Origin of the sequence: Rhizobium sophoriradicis (genome assembly GCF_025200795.1) — a bacterium.
GTDB classification, from domain to species: domain Bacteria; phylum Pseudomonadota; class Alphaproteobacteria; order Rhizobiales; family Rhizobiaceae; genus Rhizobium; species Rhizobium sophoriradicis.
Genome location: NZ_CP104153.1, coordinates 56,138 through 75,550 on the forward strand (window position 1 = coordinate 56,138; position 19,413 = coordinate 75,550).

Genomic DNA, 19,413 nt, shown 5'->3' on the forward strand with positions numbered 1-19,413 from the left:
CAGATTTCCGCCCTAGGAGAGACGATCCATGCGCGAGCGTACGCGAATAAACGTTGATGCCGGCCAGGCCGTGCGCCCGTTCAACCGGTTCTGGCGCGGCACTGGCTTTTCGCCGGCCGAGCTGCTGCTCGAACCCGAAATGCGCCAGATGCTCGCCTATATGGGCGGCCTGCCGAACGAGGGCATCCGATATCTGCGCGTCCATTATCTCTACAATCTGCTGCGCTCGACCGGCGGCGCCGGTTATGACTGGTCCCTGCTCGACCGGGCGCTCGACGTGATGATCGAACACCGCCTGAAGCCGTTCTTCGAGCTGATGGGCAATCCCTCGGGCCTCTTCACCGACTATGAGGACATGGATCAGGTCAAGCTCTGGCGGGATCTGGTGACGGCGACGGCGGATCGCTACGGAGCGCGTTACGGCATGGACGAATTGCGCACCTGGTACTTCGAAACGACGAACGAGGCCGATTCCGGCTGGTGGACCTATGGGATCAAGGGCTACACCAACTATTACGACGCCTGCGTCGCGGGGCTGGATGCGGTCGATCCCAACCTGCCGATGGGTGGCCCAGGTACGGCCCGCACGCTCTCGCCGATCTTTCGCGCCCTGATGGCCCATTGCGACAGCGGCACAAGCTGCCTGAGCAGCGAGGGTCCGCCGCGCCTCGACTACATCTCGATCCACGAGAAGGGCGTCAACGGCAGCAAGGACGATCTGACCCCGAAAACCCATGCCATTGTCGACCGCACGCTACTCGTCGTCGATTACATCAAGGAGCACCATCCGCGCCTTGCCGGCCTGCCGATCATCAACGACGAATGCGACCCGCAGCTCGGCTGGAGCGATCATCACAGCTGGCACGGCAAGGCCTATTATGCCGGCATCATCGCCCGCATCATCGAGCAGCACGACCGGCGCATCATCGCCCCGAAGGCGGCGAATTTCACCTTCCTCAGCAATGATCACGCTTTTATCGGCGGCTGGAGCCAGCGCACGATCTTTGCCTATTTCGGTTCGCGCAATTTCACCAAGGCGCAGTGGGAGCATAAGACTGATCTGGACAGGCTGGTCACCGACATCGATACGGCACCGCCCTTCGACATCATCAAGAAACCCGGCCTCACATCGATGGAACTGTTGGCGACGCTCGGCGACACCGTCTGCAAGGTAACGGCCGAGCCGCCGCTGACCCCCGACCAGGATGGATTGGCGATCCTGCCGACGCGGCTGCCGGGCGGGGGTGTTTCGATCAGCCTCATCCACAGCGTTGATGCCATCAACCGTTCGGGCCGGACCGCCGTGCGCCTGGAGGTCGGCGGCCTCGCTCTCGGTCGCCATGCACTGTGCCTGCTGCGCATCGACGAGGAATTCACCAATCCGATGGAAGTCTGGGAGGCCCAGCGCGACGAAAGCAATCCGCGCGGACCCTTCGAGCCGGTGGGCGCCCCGCCCGAACCTGATGAAGCGCAGTTTGGCGAACTGCGCCGCGCCCAGGAACCGGCTTTGCTGCATCCGATCAGTGTCGTTGAATGCGGCGAGGGCCGGATCAGCGTCGATCTCGATGTACCCTTGCCGTCGCTGACGCAGGTGCTCGTCGTCCCCGACACCGGCGCGTCTCCGGCCGCACCCACCGGCCTTACCGTCGAACGCTACCGTGGTCTCGGCGGCCGGGAGGAGCGCATGCTGTTCTGGGCGGCCGGCGATAGCAGCCCCGCCATCTTCTACGATGTCCTCGTCAGCAGGGATGGCGAGACCTTTGAAAAGGTCAGCCCCGCGCCGCTGATCTCGACGGCATTCCTGCACATGTCGCCGCCGGCGGGTGCGCAATACGCGGTGCGCGCCCGGGATGCATTCGGCCGCCACAGCGAGCTCTGTGTTTCTCGTCGATGAGCAATGCAACGATGGATATCGCCTATTTCACCAAGACCCTGGAAGGCCTGCCGTTACAGACGGCGGCAGAGATCACGGCGGGGCTGGGCTTCGACTGTGCCGATCTTCTTATTCGCGAGGGTCACGCCGTCTCGCCCGACCGGCCGGAGGAAATCGTCAAGGCGGTCAAGCTTTTTGCTGCGGCCGGCCTGCGCACGCCCATGGCGACCATCGACGCCACGCAGCCGGACGATGCCGCGTCCCGGCTGCTTGCTTGCTGCGGCGAGGCCGGCATTGGACAGGTTCGGCTCGGCTTCTGGCGGTATGATCCGTCGCGGCGCTGGCAGGCGCAGCTCGACGAAGCGCGCGGCGACCTCGATGGCTTCGAACACCTCGCCGACAAATTCGGCATCAAGCTGACCGTCCAGCTTCACGGCGGGACCCTGCACGCCTCGGGTGCGCTCGCCGCGCAACTGCTGGCGGGGAGCGATCCGATCAGGATCGGCGCCTATCCCGATCCGGCCAACCAGCTCATTCGCGAGGGCAGCGAGGACTGGCGTCTGACCCTCGACCTTCTCGAACCGTGGTTCTGCTGCATCGGCGTCAAGAATTGCGGCTGGTTTCCCGGCGCCTACGGCGCCCATGGTCAGCGCGCATGGCATTCGGACTGGTATGGGCTCGACGAGGGCATGGTGCCCTGGAACGATATCGTCCCGTATCTCATCGCCACCGGATTTGCCGGCGTGCTCTCGATGCATTCGCAATACCGGGTTCCCCGGGACCAGGCGCTCGCCAAGGCTCGCGCCGATCTTGCCCATCTCAGGCGCCTCGTCGCCGCAGCGAAAGAGTAGAACCATGAGCAAACAGGCTCCCATCATCGCCGTCCTTTTGACCGAAAAGACCCGCCGCATGATGCTGGACGATGCGGCGACCGCCCGGTTGAGCGGCCTCGGCGAGGTGCGCTGGCCGGCCGGCGCCACGATCGATGCCGCCGATGCCGACCGGTTGCTGCAGGGCGCTACGGCATGCCTGACCGGATGGGGCACGCCGCCCTTCGATCCGGCCGCGCGCCAGCGCCATCCGCAACTTGCCCTCGTTGCCCATTCGGCCGGCAGCATCCGCACGCTCGTTCCCGCCCGTCTGTTCGATGACGGCCTGCGCGTGAGCCATGCCGCCTCGAAAATTGCCGCCTCGGTTGCCGAATTCGTCGTCGCCGAAGCGCTTCTCGCCATGCGCGGCATTCACCGGCTGCATCATCGATTGCGCAGAGGCGGTGAATGGCTCGATGTCCGCGCCGCCGTGCCGCAAAGATTGCTCGGCGCCAGAACGGTCGGTATTGTCGGGGCCGGATATGTCGGGCGGGCAGCCATGCGTCTGCTCGTCCCATTCGGCTGCCGCGTGCTTGTCGTCGATCCCTATCTCGACGACGGCGAGGCCGCAGCGCTCGGCGTCGTCAGAACAGGATTGGACGACGCGCTTGCCCAGAGCGATGTGATTTCCCTGCATGCGCCCGTCCTGCCCGAGACGCGCCGGATGATCCGCGCCCGCGAACTGGCGCTGCTGCGTCCAGGCGCGCTGTTCATCAACACGGCGCGGGCCGAGCTGGTCGACGAAGCCGCATTGCTCGCCGAAATCAGGTCCGGCCGCATCGAGGCGGCTCTCAATGTCTTCGATCAAGAGCCGCTGCCTCAGGACAGTCCGTTCCGCGACCCTCAGCTTACGAATATCACCATTTCGCCGCATGCCGCCGGCCACACCGAAGAGGCACATTTCGCCCAAGGGCAGGCCATGGTCGACGAGATCGGCCGGCTGTTGCGCCGTGAACCGCTTCAGCACGAAGTGTCGCGCGCCATGCTCGAGCGGATGGCGTGACCATGGACCGAAGCATCGGAGGTTCCGTGACCGCGCCGCGTGTCAGAATCGTCGAGATCGACGCCTTCGAGCGCGATATCAGGCTGCGCCTGCCGTTTCGCTTCGGTGCGGCAACCCTCGAAAAGGCGCCGCAGGCCTTCCTCAGAGTGCGCGTCGAGGACGAGGAGGGGAAAACCGCCATCGGCGCTGCCGCCGAAATGATGGTGCCGAAATGGTTCGATAAAAACCCAGCGCTGACGCCGGCGCAGAATGTCGATCAATTGCGCGGCTCGATCCGCACCGCGGCCGCAGCATCGCTCGAAGCGTCCGCGCCGGCGACATTGTTTGCCGCTGCCCGCCTGAACGAGATGGAAACCGCCCGCCGCCTGCCTGGAAATCCTTTGGCCGCCGGTTTCGGCCCTTCGCTGATCGCCCGCGCGGCACTCGATGCCTATTGCCGCCTTGCCGGCATTTCCTTCTTCGATGCGGTGCGTTGCAATCTCGTCGGCATCGGCGGCCCGATGCTATCAGGCGATATCGACGTGGATGCCGCCTCGACGATGCTCGCCGGCCTTCGCCCTGCCAGCTCGATTTCGGCCCGGCATACGATCGGACTGCTCGACCCCATTACCGAGGACGAGATCGTCGATCCTGTCGGCGATGGCCTGCCGGAAAGTCTCCAGGCAGTGATTGCCCGTTATGGCAACCGCTGGTTCAAGATCAAGCTTTCCGGCGCGGCCGATGCCGATATCGACCGCCTCGCGCGGATCGCCGCCGTGCTGGACCGCCTGCCGGACTATCGGGTAACGGTCGATGGCAATGAACAGTTCACAGCAGTCGACGAGCTTGCTGCCCTGCTGGTGCGGATCGCGGCCACGCCGAGGCTGGCGCGGCTAAGTGCGGCCATTGCCTTTGTCGAGCAGCCGTTCTCGCGCGCGATCACCATGGAAACACCGCTCGGAAATCTGGCCGCGGAACTGCCCTTCCTGATCGACGAGAGCGACGATGGTGATGGCGCTTTCGCGCGTGCGCGGACACTTGGTTATACCGGCGTCTCCTCGAAGACCTGCAAGGGCATTTACCGCTCGCTGCTGAAAGCGATCCGCATCAAAACGGCAGGCGTGCCGGGGTTGTTTCTCTCCGGCGAGGATCTGACCTGCCAGGCCGGGCTTGCCGTGCAGCAGGATCTGGCGCTGGTTTCGCTGCTCGGCCTCTCCCATGTCGAGCGCAACGGCCATCATTATGTGGCCGGCATGCAGGGCGCGCCGCAGGCGGAGAAGGTGCATTTTGCCGCTGCCCATTCCGATCTCTACGAGCAGGGGCGGGAGGGGCCGCTGCTGTCGATCCGCGACGGCCGGATCGCCATCGCTTCGCTCGGTGCCGTCGGCTACGCGAGCGGCGCTTTACCCGATTTCGGATCGATGAAGCCATTGTCGTGAGACTTGGCAACATTCAGCATAGGCAGCAGCGCTGCTCTGTTGAATTGGGAGATCGGATCACCCCGTTCCACCAATTGATATGTCTCCTGACAGGGCATCACGCTCTTTCCGAACCATTTCTGTAGCTCCTGACTGGGATGCAGGACGCGCAGGCGGCTTGAGGCCGCCTGCGGGGGAGTACGTCCCGCGGTCTTGTTCCCGTGGGGGAGAGAACGCGACCGAAGAGCTTGCCGTCACCGGCTGTTGCCTTGTCGGGCAGCGGACATCATCTCTGACCTTGCCCTCGTCTTGCCTGCTCGGGCTGGAAGGCGATCGCTGCGTGATCGTTGGACGCATGCGGCTTATCCTCGGCGGTGTCCTGGGCCAGTCCGAGCCGGCGCAGGACCCGTTTGAGGATCTGTTCGAAATCGTCGACGAAGGTGAAGATGACGGGGATGACGATCAGGCTGAGCAGCGTCGACATCACCACGCCGCCGATCACTACGATCGCCATCGGCTGGCGGAAGCTCGAATCGCCGCCCATCAGGCTGAGTGCGGCCGGCAGCATGCCCGAGGCCATGGCGATGGTGGTCATGACGATCGGCCGCGCGCGCTTGTGGCAGGCATCCAGCAGGGCGTCGAATCTGGTCATGCCACGCTGACGCGACATGATCGCATATTCGATGAGCAGGATGGAATTCTTGGTCACCACCCCCATCAGCATGAGCAGGCCGATGACCGCAGGCATGGAGAAGCTGGTTCCGGTAAGCACCAGCGGCAGCAGCGCGCCGCCGAGCGAGAGCGGCAGAGCCATCAGCAGGGTGAGCGGCTGCAGGAAGTCGTGGAAGAGCAGCACGAGGACCGCATAGATGCAGAACACGCCGATTGCCATGGCAAGAGCGAAGCTCTGGAACAGCTCCGAACTGCGCTGAAGTTCGCCCTGTTCGACCAGGGTGACGCCCGCCGGCAGGTGCTGGAGAGCGGGCAACGCCTGCGCTTCGCGGTTGACGTCGCCGAGGATGCGGCCGTTCAGTTCGACGGAAAGGGTGACATTGCGCATCCGATCGATGCGGTCGATCTCCGACGGGCTGCCGCCGATCTTCACATCGGCAATCGATCCGAGATCGACGTTGCCGTTCGTTCCCGCCACCCGCATGTTCTTGATGTCGTCCAGATTGGTGCGCGTCTCGGGCGCGAAGCGGACGACGATGGGGATTTGCCGCTGAGGCAGGTTCAGCTTCGGCAGATCGGAGGAATATTCGCCGTTCGTCGCCACGCGTGCGACCTCGGCGATAGCGCTCGACGTGACCCCGAGCGCGGCGCTGCGTGCAAAATCGGGCGTGATCTGGATCTCGGGCGCCTGCCTGGCCGCGGTCGATGTCACCGCGCCGATGCCCTGCAGCGAGCGGAGCTGTTCCTCAAGCGCCGTGCTGGCGCTGTCGAGGACATTCGCATCGTCGCTTGCGAGCGTGATTTCGAGCTTCGTGCCATTGCCGCCGCCGCCGACCTCCACACGCACGCCGGGGAGGACGGAAAGCGCCTGTCGGATATTGTTTTCGATTTGCGATTGCTTGCGGTCGCGCTCGTCGATGGGCGGCAGCACGGCAACGATCGTCGCCGACCCGACATCGCTCGTGGTGCTGGCGTCGGGGCCGCCGCCCGAGGAGGTCGACCCGACGGCGGAAAAGACATGCGTTACGTCGGGAAGCTTGCCGACAATATCCGCGGCCTTCCTGGCCGTGGCATCCGTCTGCTCGATGGTGGCGCCAGGCTGCATGGTCAGGGTGATCTGGGTTCGCGCGTCGTCGGACGCCGGCAGGAAGCCCGATTTCAGCAAGGGGATGGTCGCAAGCGACAGCGCCACGACGACGGCGGTGACGGCCACGGTCGTCTTTCTGCGGTTCATGGCAGCCTTCACGATTGATATATAGGCATGCATGATCCGGCCATCCTTCTCCTCGGTCGGATGGGCCTTCATGAAATAGGCGGCCATCATCGGCGTCAGCAGGCGCGCGACCACGAGCGAGGCGAGGACGGCGACGGCGGCGGTGATGCCGAACTGGCGGAAAATGAGGCCCGGTATGCCGCTCATGAAGGCCGTCGGCAGGAAGACCGAGACCAGCGTGAAGGTGGTCGCGATGACGGCAAGCCCGATCTCGTTGGCCGCTTCCAGCGCGGCGTCGATCGGCCGCTTGCCCATCTGCAGGTGGCGGGCGATGTTCTCGATCTCGACGATCGCATCGTCGACGAGGATGCCGACCACCAGCGACAGAGCAAGCAGCGTGACGATATTCAGGCTGAAGCCGGCGAAATACATGACAAGGAAGGTCGGTATGACAGACAGGGGCAGCGCCACGGCCGACAGGATCGTTGCCCGCCAGTCCCGCAGGAAAAGCCAGACGACGATGATCGCCAGGATCGCGCCTTCGTAGAGCATGTGCATCGAACCGTCGTAATTGCCGATGATCGGTCCGATCGTGCTGTAAGCCTCGTCGATCTCAACGTTGGAGTGCTTGGCTGCGAACGCTTTGACCGCCTGGTCGACGTCGGCGGCAACACCGCTGTCGGAAAATCCGTTCGAGCGTTTGATCTCGACCGCGATCACCGGCTTGCCGTCGAGATAGGCCATCGAGGAGCGCTCGGCGAAGCTGTCGGTGACGGATGCCACGTCATCGAGGCGAACCTGCTGGCCGTTCGCCAGGGGAATTTTGAGCCCCGTCAGCGCCTCGACCGATGGCAGTGCGCCGAGCGTGCGCAAGGTCTGGCGGGTGCCGCCGATTTCGCCGAGGCCGCCCGACGTATCCGTCTGCACCGCCTTCAGCTGCGACGATACGGTGGCCGCAGTGACGCCCAGCGACGCCATCGTCGCGGGATCGAGATCCACATGAACCTCGCGATCGATGCCGCCGATGCGGTTGACTTGCCCGACGCCGGATACCGACAGCAGCGCCTTGGTCAGATCATTGTCGACGAACCAGGAAAGTTCGGTCTCGTTGAGAGCGGTGGAGCGGACGGCATAGGTGACCAAAGGGGAGCTCTGCACCGTGACCTTGCTGACGCTCGGTGTTTCCATCTGCGCCGGCAGATCGCCCTTGACGCTGTCGACGGCATTGCGGACTTCGTTCAGGGCCGTTTCGCTGTCTTTTTCCAGCTTGAAGGACACCTTGATCGAGACGGTGCCGTCCGTGATCGTCGTGGTGATATGGTCGAGATAGCTGAGGGCGGCAAGACCATCCTCGATCTTGCGGGCGACCTCGGTTTCGAGCTGCGTCGGTGCGGCGCCTTCGAGCGTGGCGGTGACGTTGATCGTGGGAAGGTCCATGTCGGGGAAGTTCTGGATCGGCAGCTGCTTGAAGGCCAACAGTCCGCCGACGGTCAGCATCACAAACAGCAATATCGCCGGTACGGGATTGCGGATCGACCAGGATGAGAAGTTCATCAGTTTTTCTCCGCAATCTTCACGAGGTCATTGTCCGACAGGAAGGCGCCGCCCGAGGTCACCACCTTCGACGAGCGGTCGATGCCGGAGACGATTTCCACCTCGCCATTGTTGCGGCGGCCCGTTTCCACCCTGACCCTTTGCACCCGCTGATCCTCGCCTGAAGTGAAGAGGTAGCTGATCCCGTCCCGGAACACGATCGCCGTCTCGGGTACGGTCAGTGCCGGAGAGGTCTGCAATTCGATGTTGCCGGTGACGTAAAGACCGGTGCGCGGACGGGCATCGGCGGGAAGCGCGACATAGACGATCGCCCGGCTGGTGTCGGTGCTGACCGAAGGTCCGACAAGCCTCACCTTGCCGTCGATGACCTGGCCGTCCGGCCCGTTGATCTTGACGCTCAAGCCTTCAGAAATACGCAAGAGATAGCGCGCCGAAATCTCCGCCTGCCATTCGACACGCTGCTGGCGGACCATGCGGAACAGCTCCGTGCCGGCGGAGACGACGGCACCGAGATCGGCGGAACGGGAGGTTATAAGGCCGTCATCGACGGCCGTGATCGTGGTTTGCGCAAGCTTGATCTTTTCGCTGTCGAGTGCGGCCTCTTCGGATGCAAGGCTTGCCGTCGCCGTCTGCTCGTCGGCCAGGTATTCGACGATCTTCTCGTCGGAGAGCGCGCCGGAAGGACGCAGCTGCCGCGCCCGGTCGGCATTGGCCTTGGCCTTCGTAAGACTTGCCTTGGCGTTCTCGACGGCCGCCTCCTGCTTGCGAAGGTCGGCGAGCACGCTTTCCTGGGAAAGCCGGACGAGCGTCTGTCCCTTCGTGACCACGGACCCGACATCGACCAGGACATCGGTGATGCGCAGGCCGCTGGTTTCGGAGGCGATGACCGCTTCCTGCCACGGCTTCAGCCATCCGCTCGCCGGAACGGTCTCCGGCCAGTCCCGTTGCATCGGCGCCGTCAGAGAGACGGTGAGAGCGGTTGCAGCGGCCTGTTCCGCCATGGCAAAACGCACGGGCGAGACAAGAGCTGCCGCGACAAGCGCGGCGGCAAATATTCTGGATGGTTTTCTCAACAAAGCATTCCTTGTGGTCAAAGGCATGGGTGGCCTTTGCGTTCCGCGCGAACGCGACGAAGGACTGCCGCTGATGTCGAGGCGACCCGTCCTGGTGCGCATCCATGTCATGGCAGGATAAGTAACGGGACGAACGTTAAGCGCGGTCAAGTTAGTGTTAAGTTAGGTAAAACTTGGCCGCCCGCGCGCTTTCGTGCGGTATGGCTCGCCGGGATTAAAGACGGATAACGCGAATGAACAAGGTTCTCCTCATCGACGACGATGCCGAGCTGACGACGCTTCTGCAGGAATATCTGGTCGAGGAAGGGTATGACGTCGCAACGGATACGGATGGCCGCGCCGCCATTGCCGCGGCTGCCGGCAATACGGTCGATATCATCGTGCTCGACATCATGATGCCGCGGATGAACGGGATCGAGGTGCTGCAGCGGATCAGGAAGCTGAGCCAGGTTCCCGTCCTCATGCTGACGGCAAGAGGCGATGACGTCGACAGGATATCGGGCCTCAATCTCGGCGCCGACGACTATGTGCCGAAACCCTGCTCCCCGGGCGAACTGGCGGCAAGGCTGCGTGCGATCCTGCGCCGCGCGGGTCAGCCGGCGGCGGGTGTATCGACCGACACGATCAGGGCGGGGCAGCTCGTGATCCATTCCGGTAATAGAAGCGCCGAATGGCGCGGCGAGACTTTGGAGCTGACCGGTACCGAATTCAGCCTGCTCGAGGTTCTGGCCCGCAGCGCCGGCCAGCTGGTATCGAAGCAGGAGATTTCGAAGCGGGCCTTCGGAAAACCGCTCACGCCGTTCGATCGCCGCATCGACGTCCATATCAGCAGCGTTCGCCAGAAGCTCGGGCTGCGGGAGGACGGGCAATCCTGGATCCAGTCCGTCCGCGGCCAGGGCTATCAACTTCTCGTGGACTGACCATGCCCCGGCTTTTCTGGAAGTTCTTCAGGATTATCTGGCTGACTCTGGCGGCAAGCCTTGCTGCCATTATCCTTATCGTCAAACTCCTTCAGGCGGTTCCCTTCGCAAGCGAGCTGGAACATGAGCGGCGGACGCTTGTGCTCAACCTGACTGCAAATATTCTGGCTGAGGACGGCGAAGCGGCCGCGGCGCGTTTCGTGACTACAAGCGAAAAGACGCAACCGCTCGGCCTGACCCTGTCGAAGCCTGCCGAGGCCGATGCCTGCGCCGAGGAGAACACGGTGACTACCCGATCCGTGCCGAAGGATGGAGTTTGCTATCGGCTTTCCGTGTCGGCTCCGGCCGGTTCCACCTTCGACAGCCTTGGCCCATTCCTACCGTGGCTCACCATCCTGGTCGCCAGCACGATCGCGGCCGGCGCGTTGGCGCGATATCTCATTCGTCCCGTCGTGCATCTGCGCGACGGTCTGAGCGCGCTCGCCCATGGTCGTTTCGACTTTCGCATCAGCGATAAAATGGCGGGGCGAAAGGATGAAGTGACTGCCCTTGCCTATGATTTCGATGCGAGCGCCGCCCGGCTTGAGGAGCTTCAGGATGCGCAGCAGAGGCTGTTCCATGACGTCTCTCATGAGCTGCGTTCGCCTTTGTCCCGGCTGCAGGCTGCCGTCGGCGTGCTCCGGCAGAACCCGGCCAAACTCGGCGCCATGCTGGACCGTATGGACCGGGAGGTCGAACGGCTCGATACGCTGGTGGGCGAGGTTCTGACCCTTGCGAGGCTGACGGCGGGATCCGGCCGGCCCTTGAAGACGCAGACCCTCGACATCATCGAGCTCCTCAACGAAATCTTGGGCGATGCGGCATTCGAAGCCCAGGCGCGGGAGGTCGCGATCACGGCGAGCGTCGACGGCATCTTCCGTGCCGAGGTGGAAGGCGAACTGATCTACAGGGCGCTCGAAAATGTCGTCCGCAACGCCGTCAAATATACCGCCGAGCATTCGCGTGTGGCCGTATCCTGCGAGACGATGGCCGACCGCCTCAGGATCTGCGTCACCGATCAGGGGCCAGGCGTCGGGCGTGATGAGCTCGAACGGATCTTCCAGCCGTTTTCCCGCGGCAAGGATGCCATGCCGCGCGGCGGATATGGTCTGGGCCTTGCTATCGCCAGGCAGGCGATCGAGCGTCACGGCGGGCGCGTGCATGCCTCGCTGCCGGAAGCCGGCGGCCTGGCGATCACGCTCGAGCTTCCGAGGCGGCCGATGCCTTATGGTGCGGCCGGCGGTGAAAGCTGATCAGCATCGCTCGACAGGGCGGTGCCGGATTTTACCCAATTTTACAGTTTCTTAACCGCCATTAACGCTGGCGCCGCTAAGCCTGAACCCACGATCCCGGTTCAAGAGGCTCGCCCGTGAGTACGTCGCTTCGCACAAGACTATCATCCCTCCGCTATGCCGCATCGCTCCTGACAATTCTGCTGGCAGGCTGCGTCAGGGGCCCGGATCACGTTCCCCCGCAAATGCCGCTGCCCGCCAAATTCGAAGAGGGCGGTAGCAAGAGCAACGGCAATGTCGTGACGGCCGAGTGGTGGACGGCCTATCGCGACAAGCGGCTCGACGGACTGGTGACCCATGGCCTCCGCGAGAACCTCGACGTGCTGCAGGCGCTCGAAAGCATCAATTCGGCCTCTGCCAACGTCACCGTCGCCGGCGCCGGCGGCCTGCCGAGTCTGACCGTCGGCGCATCGCATACGGTCTCCGGCGAGAAGGGCCGGCTGCGCACGAGCGTCGGCACCACGAACACGACAGGCGGCGAAGCCAGCCTGTCCTGGCTGCTCGACTTTTTCGGCCAGTCTCGTCGCTCCAGGGAAAGTGCAATCGCCTCGCTCGGCGCCGCCTATGCGACGGCTGACAATGCCAAGCTCACCTATCTGAAAGATCTCGTCGAGAGCTATATCGACGCCCGCTACTACCAGGAGCGCATTGCGCTTTCAAAAGGGAGTTTGAAATCCCGTCAACAGACGTATGAACTCACGCAGCTGCAGTTGAAAGCTGGTGCGGCCTCCCGCCTCGATGTCGTTCAGGCCGAGGGCCTCGTACAGTCGACGAAGTCGGAAATTCCCGGCCTCCAACAGAGCTTCACCGAGTCGGCTCATCACATCGCGACGCTCATCGGAATGCCGGCGTCCTCGCTGATGGGGGAGTTGCAGAAGAGTGCGGGCCAGCCGGTCTTCCGCGGCGACCTCCGCGCCGGTATTCCGGCCGACCTCATCCGCAACCGTCCCGATATTCGCAAGGCCGAACGCGAGCTGGCGGCCGCCGTTGCCGATATCGGCGCGGCCGAAGCCCAGCTCTATCCATCGATCACCTTGTCCGGCTCGATCTCGCCGAGCTGGGTTAAATCGTCGGGCGCCAGCGGCGGAAGTCTGACCAGCTGGTCGTTCGGGCCATCGCTCAACCTGCCGATCTTTGACGGCGGCACGTTGCGCGCCAATGTCGAGATCGAAAAATCCGACGCCAGGACCCAGTATCTCGCCTGGAAAGCCGCGGTGCTGAACGGCGTCGAAGAAGTCGAAAACGCGCTGACGGCCGTTCGTCGCGACACGCAGACGCTGGAGCCGCTGCGCCGGCAGGTAGAGACGGCGCAGGAATCACTCACGCTTTCGACCACGAGCTATAAGGATGGCGCCTCGTCGCTGCTCGATGTCCTCGACGCGCAGCGTTCGGTCTCCGACGCTGAGGCAAGCCTTGCCGCCACCGTGCAGCAGGTCGCCAAGGACTACGTGGACCTTTATGTCGCTATCGGCGCAGGTTACCTCGAGCCGGAACAGGTCGCCGCCAAGCCAACCGCGAAGTCGGGCTAACCTGCACTCTATCGTCCGGCGCTCTCCAGAATGCGGGTCGCGAGCTTCAGATGCGGCAAATCGAGCATGCGCCCGTCCACCTGGATGACACCCACATCGGGCTTAGCGGCAAAGGCGGCGGTGACCCGTTCCGCCCAGGCGATCTCGGAGGCATCCGGCGTGAAGGCGTGGTTGATCGTTTCCACCTGGCTCGGATGGATGGCCATCATGCCGGAGAAACCGTCGCGCCGGGCCCGGCCGACATAGGCCCGCAGACCGTTGAGATCGCGAAAATCGGGATAGACAGTATCTATTGCCGGAATGGCTGCGGCATGGGCTGCAAAGAGCGTGAGCGAGCGGGCAAGCTCGTAAGGCGGCGTATAGCGGCCGTCCGTCCTGCGCGCGGTCGCAGCCCCGATCGCAGCCGGCAGATCCTCGGCGCCCCAGGTCAGGCCGCAGAGATTATCCGAGACCTCGCGATAGCTGCCGATCTCGAAGATCGCCGCCGGCGTTTCGGTCGCGATCGGCAGGATGGGAGGAGCCGCCGCGAGCGAGCTTGCAAGCTTGCGCACCGAAGTGGCGCCTTCGGCCTTCGGCAGCATGAGCGCGAAAGGCTGAAGATCGCTCAGGGCGGCGAGGTCGACCTCGCATTCCGGCGAGGCGAGAGGATTGATGCGGATGAGGAGCTTGGTCTCGCCGGCATGGCGCTGCACGAATTGATGGACGCTGTCGCGGGCCTTTGGCTTGCTGGCCGGCGCGACGGAATCTTCCAGATCGAGAATGACGGCATCGGCGCCCGATGTGAGCGCTTTTTCGAAACGTTCCGGCCGGTCGCCGGGCACGAAGAGCAGCGAACGCAGCCTCATGATGGCTTCCCCTTCAGCATGGCGGTACGCAGGCACTGGCAGACGATCTCGTTACGCTGGTTCAAAGTGATGTGTCGGAAGGTGACGATGCCGGCATCGGGGCGGGAGTTCGAGCGGCGCAGCTCCGTCACTTCGGTTTCTACCCGCAGGGTATCGCCGATGAAGACCGGTTTCGGCATTGTCACCTTGTCATAGCCGAGATTGGCGACAAGCGTGCCGAGCGTGGTGTCACTGACCGAAAGACCGACGGTCAGCGCGAAGGTGAAGGTGCCGTTGACGACGATCCGGCCGAACTCGGTTCCGGCCGCATATTCCGCATCGAGATGCAGCGGCTGCGGATTGTGGGAGAGTGTCGTAAACAGCAGATTGTCGGTCTCGGTGACCGTGCGGCGAATGTCGTGGGCGATCCGGTCGCCAACCGTCCATTCGTCGAAATAGCGGCCGGCCATCACTCCTCTCCCTTCATGACGGTGACGACCAGCTGATTTTCCGAAACGCGGACGCCGGGGGAAACCTGCAGTTTGCCGACGATGCCGTCGAAGGGTGCCCGCAGCGAATGTTCCATCTTCATGGCTTCGACCGTCAGCAGACGGTCTCCCTTGGCGACACGATCGCCCTCCGTGACCTCCACCGAAATGACGAGGCCCGGCATGGGCGACAGGATGGCGCCATCGCCCACACCGTGATTCGCCTCGGCCTCGCCTGCGTGAGGCAGGCCGATCGACCAGGCATTGCCCGCATCGAAAAGCACCGTTGTCTCGTCCATCTCGATCGTCTTTGCTTCGAGGTCGGTGTATGCGTGTCCCCAGTGGAGATGACCGTCGATGCGCACGCGCACGCGGCTGTCGCTTGGCCCAGCGATGCGGAAGCCGGTCAGCGCAGACCAGGGATCGCCAACCATGCCCTTCGAAAGTGCCGTGGCTGCTTTGTCGATGACGGTTTCATCCGGCTCGCTGGCCACGAGGCTTTCGCCATGGCGGTCGAGGAAGCCGGTATCGATCCTTGCGGCGCGAAAATCCGGATGATTGGTGACGCGTGCGAGAAGCCCGGCATTGGACCGGACCGGCCAGACCTCGATACCGGAGCATGCGGCGGCGAGCTTCGAAAGGGCCGCTTCACGGTTCGGTCCATGCGCAATAATCTTGGCGATCATCGGGTCGTAGAAGGCGGTGATCTCATCGCCCTCAACGACGCCACTGTCGACGCGAACCGCTTGAGGCAGTCTGAGATGATCGAGCCGGCCGGTCGAGGGCAGGTAGCCGGCGGCCGGATTTTCGGCATAGAGCCGGGCTTCGAAGGCCCAGCCGTTCATGGTGATCTCGTCCTGGCTTTTCGGCAGCGGCTCGCCGCTCGCGACCTTCAGCTGCCAAAGCACCAGATCTTCGCCTGTTATGGCCTCGGTAACCGGATGCTCGACTTGCAGGCGCGTGTTCATCTCCATGAACCAGATGCGGTCGGCATTGAGGCCCGAGGAGGCGTCGGCGATGAATTCGATCGTGCCGGCGCCGACATAATTCACCGCTCTTGCAGCCTTGACCGCCGCATCGCAGATCGCCGCGCGGGTGGCGGCATCAAGGCCAGGGGCAGGGGCCTCTTCGATGACTTTCTGGTGCCGGCGCTGCAGCGAACAATCGCGTTCGAAGAGATGAACGCAGTTTCCGTGCGTGTCGGCAAAGACTTGCACCTCGATATGGCGCGGATTGGCGATATAGCGCTCGATCAGAACACGGTCGTCGCCGAAAGAGGCGGCTGCCTCGCGGCGGCAGGAGGCGAGACCTTCGGCAAAATCCTGCGGCCGGTCGACGCGCCGCATGCCCTTGCCGCCGCCGCCAGCGACGGCCTTGATCAGCACGGGATAACCGATGGCATCCGCCTCGGCGGCCAGCCGCTTTTCGCTCTGGTCCGGTCCGAGATAACCGGGAGTCACCGGGACGCCTGCCGCCTGCATCAATTGTTTGGCGGCGTCCTTCAGCCCCATGGCGCGGATGGCGGCCGGCGGCGCGCCGACCCAGATTATGCCGGCATTTTCGACCGCTTCGGCAAAGTCAGCATTTTCCGACAGGAAACCGTAACCGGGATGGATGGCCGCAGCGCCGGTTTTCCGGGCGGTTTCCAGGATGCGTGCCTCGGAGAGATAACTCTCTCGGGCGGGCGGCGGGCCGATGGCGATTGCCTCGTCCGCTTCTCTCACAAAGGGCAGGCCGGCATCGGCCTCGGAATAGACCGCAATGGTGCGGATGCCGAGTATTTTCGCCGTGCGGATGATGCGGCGGGCGATTTCGCCCCGGTTGGCAATGAGAAGACTTTCCATCATCGCCGCCTCACATCCTGAACAGGCCGAAGCGCGGCCCTTTCGGGATCGGCGCATTCAGGCAGGCGGAAAAGGCGAGACCCAGCACATCTCGCGTCTGGCGCGGGTCGATGATGCCGTCATCCCAGAGGCGGGCGGTGGCATAATAGGGATTGCCCTCGGCCTCGTAGCCGGCACGGACCGGCGCCTTGAACGCCTCTTCCTCGGCGGCCGGCCAATCCTCGCCGCGCGCTTCCATCGCGTCGCGGCGGATGGTGGCAAGCACCGAGGCTGCCTGTTCGCCGCCCATGACGCTGATGCGGCTGTTCGGCCAGGTGAACAGGAAACGCGGGCGATAGGCGCGCCCGCACATGCCGTAATTGCCGGCGCCGAAGCTGCCGCCGATGATGACGGTGACTTTCGGCACGGTGGCGGTCGCCACCGCCGTCACCAGCTTTGCGCCGTCCTTGGCGATGCCGCCGGCCTCATAACGGCCGCCGACCATGAAGCCGGAAATATTCTGCAGGAAGAGCAGCGGCACGCGGCGCTGGCAGGCGAGCTCGATGAAATGCGCGCCCTTCAGCGCACTTTCGGAAAAGAGCACGCCGTTATTGGCGATGACGGCGACAGGCATGCCCCAGATGCGGGCGAAGCCGCAGACGAGCGTGGTGCCGTAGAGTGGCTTGAACTCATGCAGTTCCGAGCCGTCGACGATTCGGCCGATCACCTCGCGCACGTCATAGGGCGAGCGCACATCCTCCGGAATGATGCCGTGAAGGTCCTCGAGGTCGAGCTTCGGCGGCCGGGGGGATTGAATGTCTATATCGACCGATTTGACGCTGTTGAGGCTGGCGACGATATCGCGCACCAGAAGCAGCGCATGTTCATCGTTCTCGGCGACATGATCGACGACGCCGGAGCGGCGGCCATGGGTTTCGGCGCCGCCGAGCTCTTCGGCCGAGATGATTTCGCCGGTCGCGGCTTTGACCAGCGGCGGGCCGGCGAGGAAGATCGTGCCCTGATTGCGCACCATCACCGTTTCGTCGGACATCGCGGGAACATAGGCACCGCCGGCGGTGCAGCTTCCCATGACGCAGGCAATCTGGGCAATGCCTTCGGCCGACATCTGCGCCTGGTTGTAGAAGATCGCGCCGAAATGATCGCGGTCGGGAAAGACCTCGGCCTGATGCGGCAGATTGGCGCCGCCGCTATCGACCAGATAAAGGCAGGGCAGCCGGTTCTGCATGGCGATTTCCTGCGCCCTGAGATGTTTCTTCACCGTCATCGGAAAATAGGCGCCGCCCTTTACCGTCGCGTCATTGGCGACGATCATGACCTCACGGCCGGATACGCGGCCGATGCCCGATATGATGCCGGCGCCCGGCGCCTCGTCGCCATACATTCCGTTGGCCGCCAGCGCGCCGACCTCCAGGAAGGGGCTGCCGGCATCGATCAGCAGCTGAATGCGGTCGCGCGGCAGAAGCTTGCCCTTGGCCGTGTGACGTTCACGTGCCGATTGCGCGCCGCCCTCGCGCGCCTTTGCCGAGCGCTCGTAGAGCTCGTCGACAAGCGCCTTGTTCTTGATGGCATTGGCTTTGAAGGTCTCGCTGTCGCGATCGATCGCGGTCGAAATCACCGTCATGATGCGATGAGCTCCCGGCCGATCAGGTAGCGGCGGATTTCGTTGGTGCCGGCCCCGATATCGTAGAGCTTGGCGTCGCGCAGGAAACGCTCGACCGGCCATTCCTTGGTATAGCCGGCGCCGCCGAGCGCCTGGATCGCCTCCAGCGACACCTTCACGGCATTCTCGCTGGCAAAGAGGATCGCGGCCGCCGCGTCGGTGCGCGTGGCGCGGCCAGCGTCGCAGGCGCGGGCGACGGAATAGACATAGGCGCGCGACGAGTTCAGCGCCACATACATATCTGCGATCTTGGCCTGCATCAGCTGGAAATCGCCGATCGGTTTGCCGAACTGCTTGCGATCGCGCACATAAGGCAGCACGACATCGAGGCAGGCCTGCATGATGCCGAGCGGACCGCCGGCAAGCACGGCGCGCTCGTAATCGAGACCGGACATCAGGATCTTCACGCCTTCGCCCTCGCGCCCCATCAGCGCCTCGGCCGGCACGTCGCAATCCTCAAAGACCAACTCGGCCGTATCGCTGCCGCGCATGCCGAGCTTGGAGAGTTTCTTCGAGACGCTGAAGCCGGGCATGCCCTTCTCAATGATGAAAGCGGAAATGCCTTTCGGACCGGCGGCGGGATCGGTCTTGGCATAGACGACGAGGACGTCGGCATGCGGCGCATTGGTGATCCAGAATTTGGTGCCGTTCAGAATGTAGCGGGCGCCCTTGCGCTCGGCCCGCAACCGCATCGAGACGACATCGGAGCCGGCGCCGGCTTCGGACATCGCAAGTGAGCCGACGTGCTCGCCGGAGATCAGCTTCGGCAGATGGCGGCGCTTCTGTTCCGGCGAGGCCCAGCGGCGGATCTGGTTGACGCAGAGATTGGAATGGGCGCCGTAACTTAAGCCCACCGAGGCTGAGGCGCGCGACACTTCCTCCATCGCGACGACATGCTCGAGATAGCCGAGACCGGCGCCACCGAATTCCTCCTCGACGGTGATCCCATGCAGGCCGAGCGCCCCCATCTGGGGCCAGAGCTGGCGCGGAAACGTGTTGCTTTCGTCGATTTCGGCTGCCAGCGGAGCAATATGATCGGCGGCAAACCGCGCCGTCGTGTCGCGGATTGCATCCGCGGTTTCGCCAAGCGAAAAATCAAACATGGCACTCCTCCCGCTAAAATATGTAGCGCGGGTTGCGAAAGGTTCAAAGTGCTCTTGATT

At 63.8% G+C, this 19,413-nt stretch carries 14 protein-coding genes; 7 read left to right on the forward strand and 7 right to left on the reverse strand.

Annotation, left to right across the window (positions count from 1 at the left end):
- The first annotated feature begins 28 nt into the window (after nucleotides 1-28).
- From N2597_RS22315 to N2597_RS22330, 4 genes are read left to right on the forward strand one after another with little or no spacing between them, the layout of a single operon-like run.
- Nucleotides 29-1,894, forward strand: a complete 1,866-nt coding sequence (locus N2597_RS22315; protein ID WP_183596117.1) for a GH39 family glycosyl hydrolase — start codon at nucleotides 29-31, stop codon at nucleotides 1,892-1,894.
- A gap of 11 nt (nucleotides 1,895-1,905) precedes the next feature.
- A complete protein-coding gene (locus tag N2597_RS22320) occupies nucleotides 1,906-2,724 on the forward strand; it encodes a sugar phosphate isomerase/epimerase family protein (protein ID WP_096764450.1) in 819 nt (272 codons plus the stop codon).
- Nucleotides 2,725-2,728: 4 nt separating this feature from the next.
- Nucleotides 2,729-3,745 (forward strand): hydroxyacid dehydrogenase, encoded by a 1,017-nt coding sequence (locus N2597_RS22325; RefSeq protein WP_183596119.1) that lies wholly within the window; start codon nucleotides 2,729-2,731, stop codon nucleotides 3,743-3,745.
- Complete coding sequence (locus N2597_RS22330; RefSeq protein WP_096764448.1) at nucleotides 3,742-5,163, forward strand: enolase-like domain-containing protein; 1,422 nt, start codon at nucleotides 3,742-3,744, stop codon at nucleotides 5,161-5,163. Before N2597_RS22325 ends, N2597_RS22330 begins: the two co-directional genes overlap by 4 nt.
- 265 nt (nucleotides 5,164-5,428) lie before the next feature.
- On the opposite strand, the gene N2597_RS22335 is transcribed toward N2597_RS22330, so the two are convergent.
- Nucleotides 5,429-8,581 (reverse strand): efflux RND transporter permease subunit, encoded by a 3,153-nt coding sequence (locus N2597_RS22335; RefSeq protein ID WP_183596121.1) that lies wholly within the window; start codon nucleotides 8,579-8,581, stop codon nucleotides 5,429-5,431.
- Nucleotides 8,581-9,681: an efflux RND transporter periplasmic adaptor subunit gene (locus N2597_RS22340; RefSeq protein WP_183596123.1), complete on the reverse strand. Its 1,101-nt coding sequence runs from the start codon at nucleotides 9,679-9,681 to the stop codon at nucleotides 8,581-8,583. The genes N2597_RS22335 and N2597_RS22340 overlap by 1 nt, the downstream gene beginning before the upstream one ends.
- Before the next feature lie 206 nt (nucleotides 9,682-9,887).
- On the opposite strand from N2597_RS22340, the gene N2597_RS22345 reads away from it, so the two are divergent.
- From N2597_RS22345 to N2597_RS22355, 3 genes are all read left to right on the forward strand, one after another.
- Nucleotides 9,888-10,574 (forward strand): response regulator, encoded by a 687-nt coding sequence (locus tag N2597_RS22345; protein ID WP_183596125.1) that lies wholly within the window; start codon nucleotides 9,888-9,890, stop codon nucleotides 10,572-10,574.
- A gap of 2 nt (nucleotides 10,575-10,576) precedes the next feature.
- Complete coding sequence (locus N2597_RS22350) at nucleotides 10,577-11,866, forward strand: HAMP domain-containing sensor histidine kinase (protein WP_183596127.1); 1,290 nt, start codon at nucleotides 10,577-10,579, stop codon at nucleotides 11,864-11,866.
- A 116-nt stretch (nucleotides 11,867-11,982) separates the two neighbouring features.
- Nucleotides 11,983-13,434 carry an efflux transporter outer membrane subunit gene (locus N2597_RS22355; RefSeq protein ID WP_183596129.1) on the forward strand — a complete coding sequence of 484 codons (1,452 nt, stop codon included), beginning with the start codon at nucleotides 11,983-11,985 and terminating at the stop codon, nucleotides 13,432-13,434.
- Between the two features lie 8 nt (nucleotides 13,435-13,442).
- On the opposite strand, the gene N2597_RS22360 is transcribed toward N2597_RS22355, so the two are convergent.
- From N2597_RS22360 to N2597_RS22380, 5 genes are read right to left on the reverse strand one after another with little or no spacing between them, the layout of a single operon-like run.
- Nucleotides 13,443-14,279, reverse strand: a complete 837-nt coding sequence (locus N2597_RS22360; RefSeq protein WP_183596131.1) for an HpcH/HpaI aldolase/citrate lyase family protein — start codon at nucleotides 14,277-14,279, stop codon at nucleotides 13,443-13,445.
- Nucleotides 14,276-14,728, reverse strand: coding sequence for a MaoC family dehydratase (locus N2597_RS22365; protein WP_040142575.1), 453 nt, complete (start codon nucleotides 14,726-14,728; stop codon nucleotides 14,276-14,278). The genes N2597_RS22360 and N2597_RS22365 overlap by 4 nt, the downstream gene beginning before the upstream one ends.
- Nucleotides 14,728-16,593: an acetyl/propionyl/methylcrotonyl-CoA carboxylase subunit alpha gene (locus N2597_RS22370; protein WP_183596133.1), complete on the reverse strand. Its 1,866-nt coding sequence runs from the start codon at nucleotides 16,591-16,593 to the stop codon at nucleotides 14,728-14,730. The genes N2597_RS22365 and N2597_RS22370 overlap by 1 nt, the downstream gene beginning before the upstream one ends.
- A 7-nt stretch (nucleotides 16,594-16,600) precedes the next feature.
- The gene (locus tag N2597_RS22375; RefSeq protein WP_183596135.1) at nucleotides 16,601-18,211 is read right to left on the reverse strand and encodes a carboxyl transferase domain-containing protein; all 1,611 of its coding nucleotides are present in this window, start codon (nucleotides 18,209-18,211) and stop codon (nucleotides 16,601-16,603) included.
- Complete coding sequence (locus N2597_RS22380; protein WP_183596137.1) at nucleotides 18,208-19,353, reverse strand: isovaleryl-CoA dehydrogenase; 1,146 nt, start codon at nucleotides 19,351-19,353, stop codon at nucleotides 18,208-18,210. Before N2597_RS22380 ends, N2597_RS22375 begins: the two co-directional genes overlap by 4 nt.
- Nucleotides 19,354-19,413 lie beyond the last annotated feature (60 nt).

What these genes read in the sequence shown, in the direction of transcription:
- N2597_RS22345 (WP_183596125.1), top strand. Translation starts at nt 9,888, where the DNA reads ATGAACAAGGTTCTCCTCATCGACGACGATGCCGAGCTGACGACGCTT.
- N2597_RS22315 (WP_183596117.1), top strand. Translation starts at nt 29, where the DNA reads ATGCGCGAGCGTACGCGAATAAACGTTGATGCCGGCCAGGCCGTGCGC.
- N2597_RS22380 (WP_183596137.1), bottom strand. Translation starts at nt 19,353, where the DNA reads ATGTTTGATTTTTCGCTTGGCGAAACCGCGGATGCAATCCGCGACACG.
- N2597_RS22320 (WP_096764450.1), top strand. Translation starts at nt 1,906, where the DNA reads ATGGATATCGCCTATTTCACCAAGACCCTGGAAGGCCTGCCGTTACAG.
- N2597_RS22365 (WP_040142575.1), bottom strand. Translation starts at nt 14,728, where the DNA reads ATGGCCGGCCGCTATTTCGACGAATGGACGGTTGGCGACCGGATCGCC.
- N2597_RS22360 (WP_183596131.1), bottom strand. Translation starts at nt 14,279, where the DNA reads ATGAGGCTGCGTTCGCTGCTCTTCGTGCCCGGCGACCGGCCGGAACGT.
- N2597_RS22335 (WP_183596121.1), bottom strand. Translation starts at nt 8,581, where the DNA reads ATGAACTTCTCATCCTGGTCGATCCGCAATCCCGTACCGGCGATATTG.
- N2597_RS22375 (WP_183596135.1), bottom strand. Translation starts at nt 18,211, where the DNA reads ATGACGGTGATTTCGACCGCGATCGATCGCGACAGCGAGACCTTCAAA.
- N2597_RS22350 (WP_183596127.1), top strand. Translation starts at nt 10,577, where the DNA reads ATGCCCCGGCTTTTCTGGAAGTTCTTCAGGATTATCTGGCTGACTCTG.
- N2597_RS22325 (WP_183596119.1), top strand. Translation starts at nt 2,729, where the DNA reads ATGAGCAAACAGGCTCCCATCATCGCCGTCCTTTTGACCGAAAAGACC.
- N2597_RS22370 (WP_183596133.1), bottom strand. Translation starts at nt 16,593, where the DNA reads ATGATGGAAAGTCTTCTCATTGCCAACCGGGGCGAAATCGCCCGCCGC.
- N2597_RS22340 (WP_183596123.1), bottom strand. Translation starts at nt 9,681, where the DNA reads ATGCCTTTGACCACAAGGAATGCTTTGTTGAGAAAACCATCCAGAATA.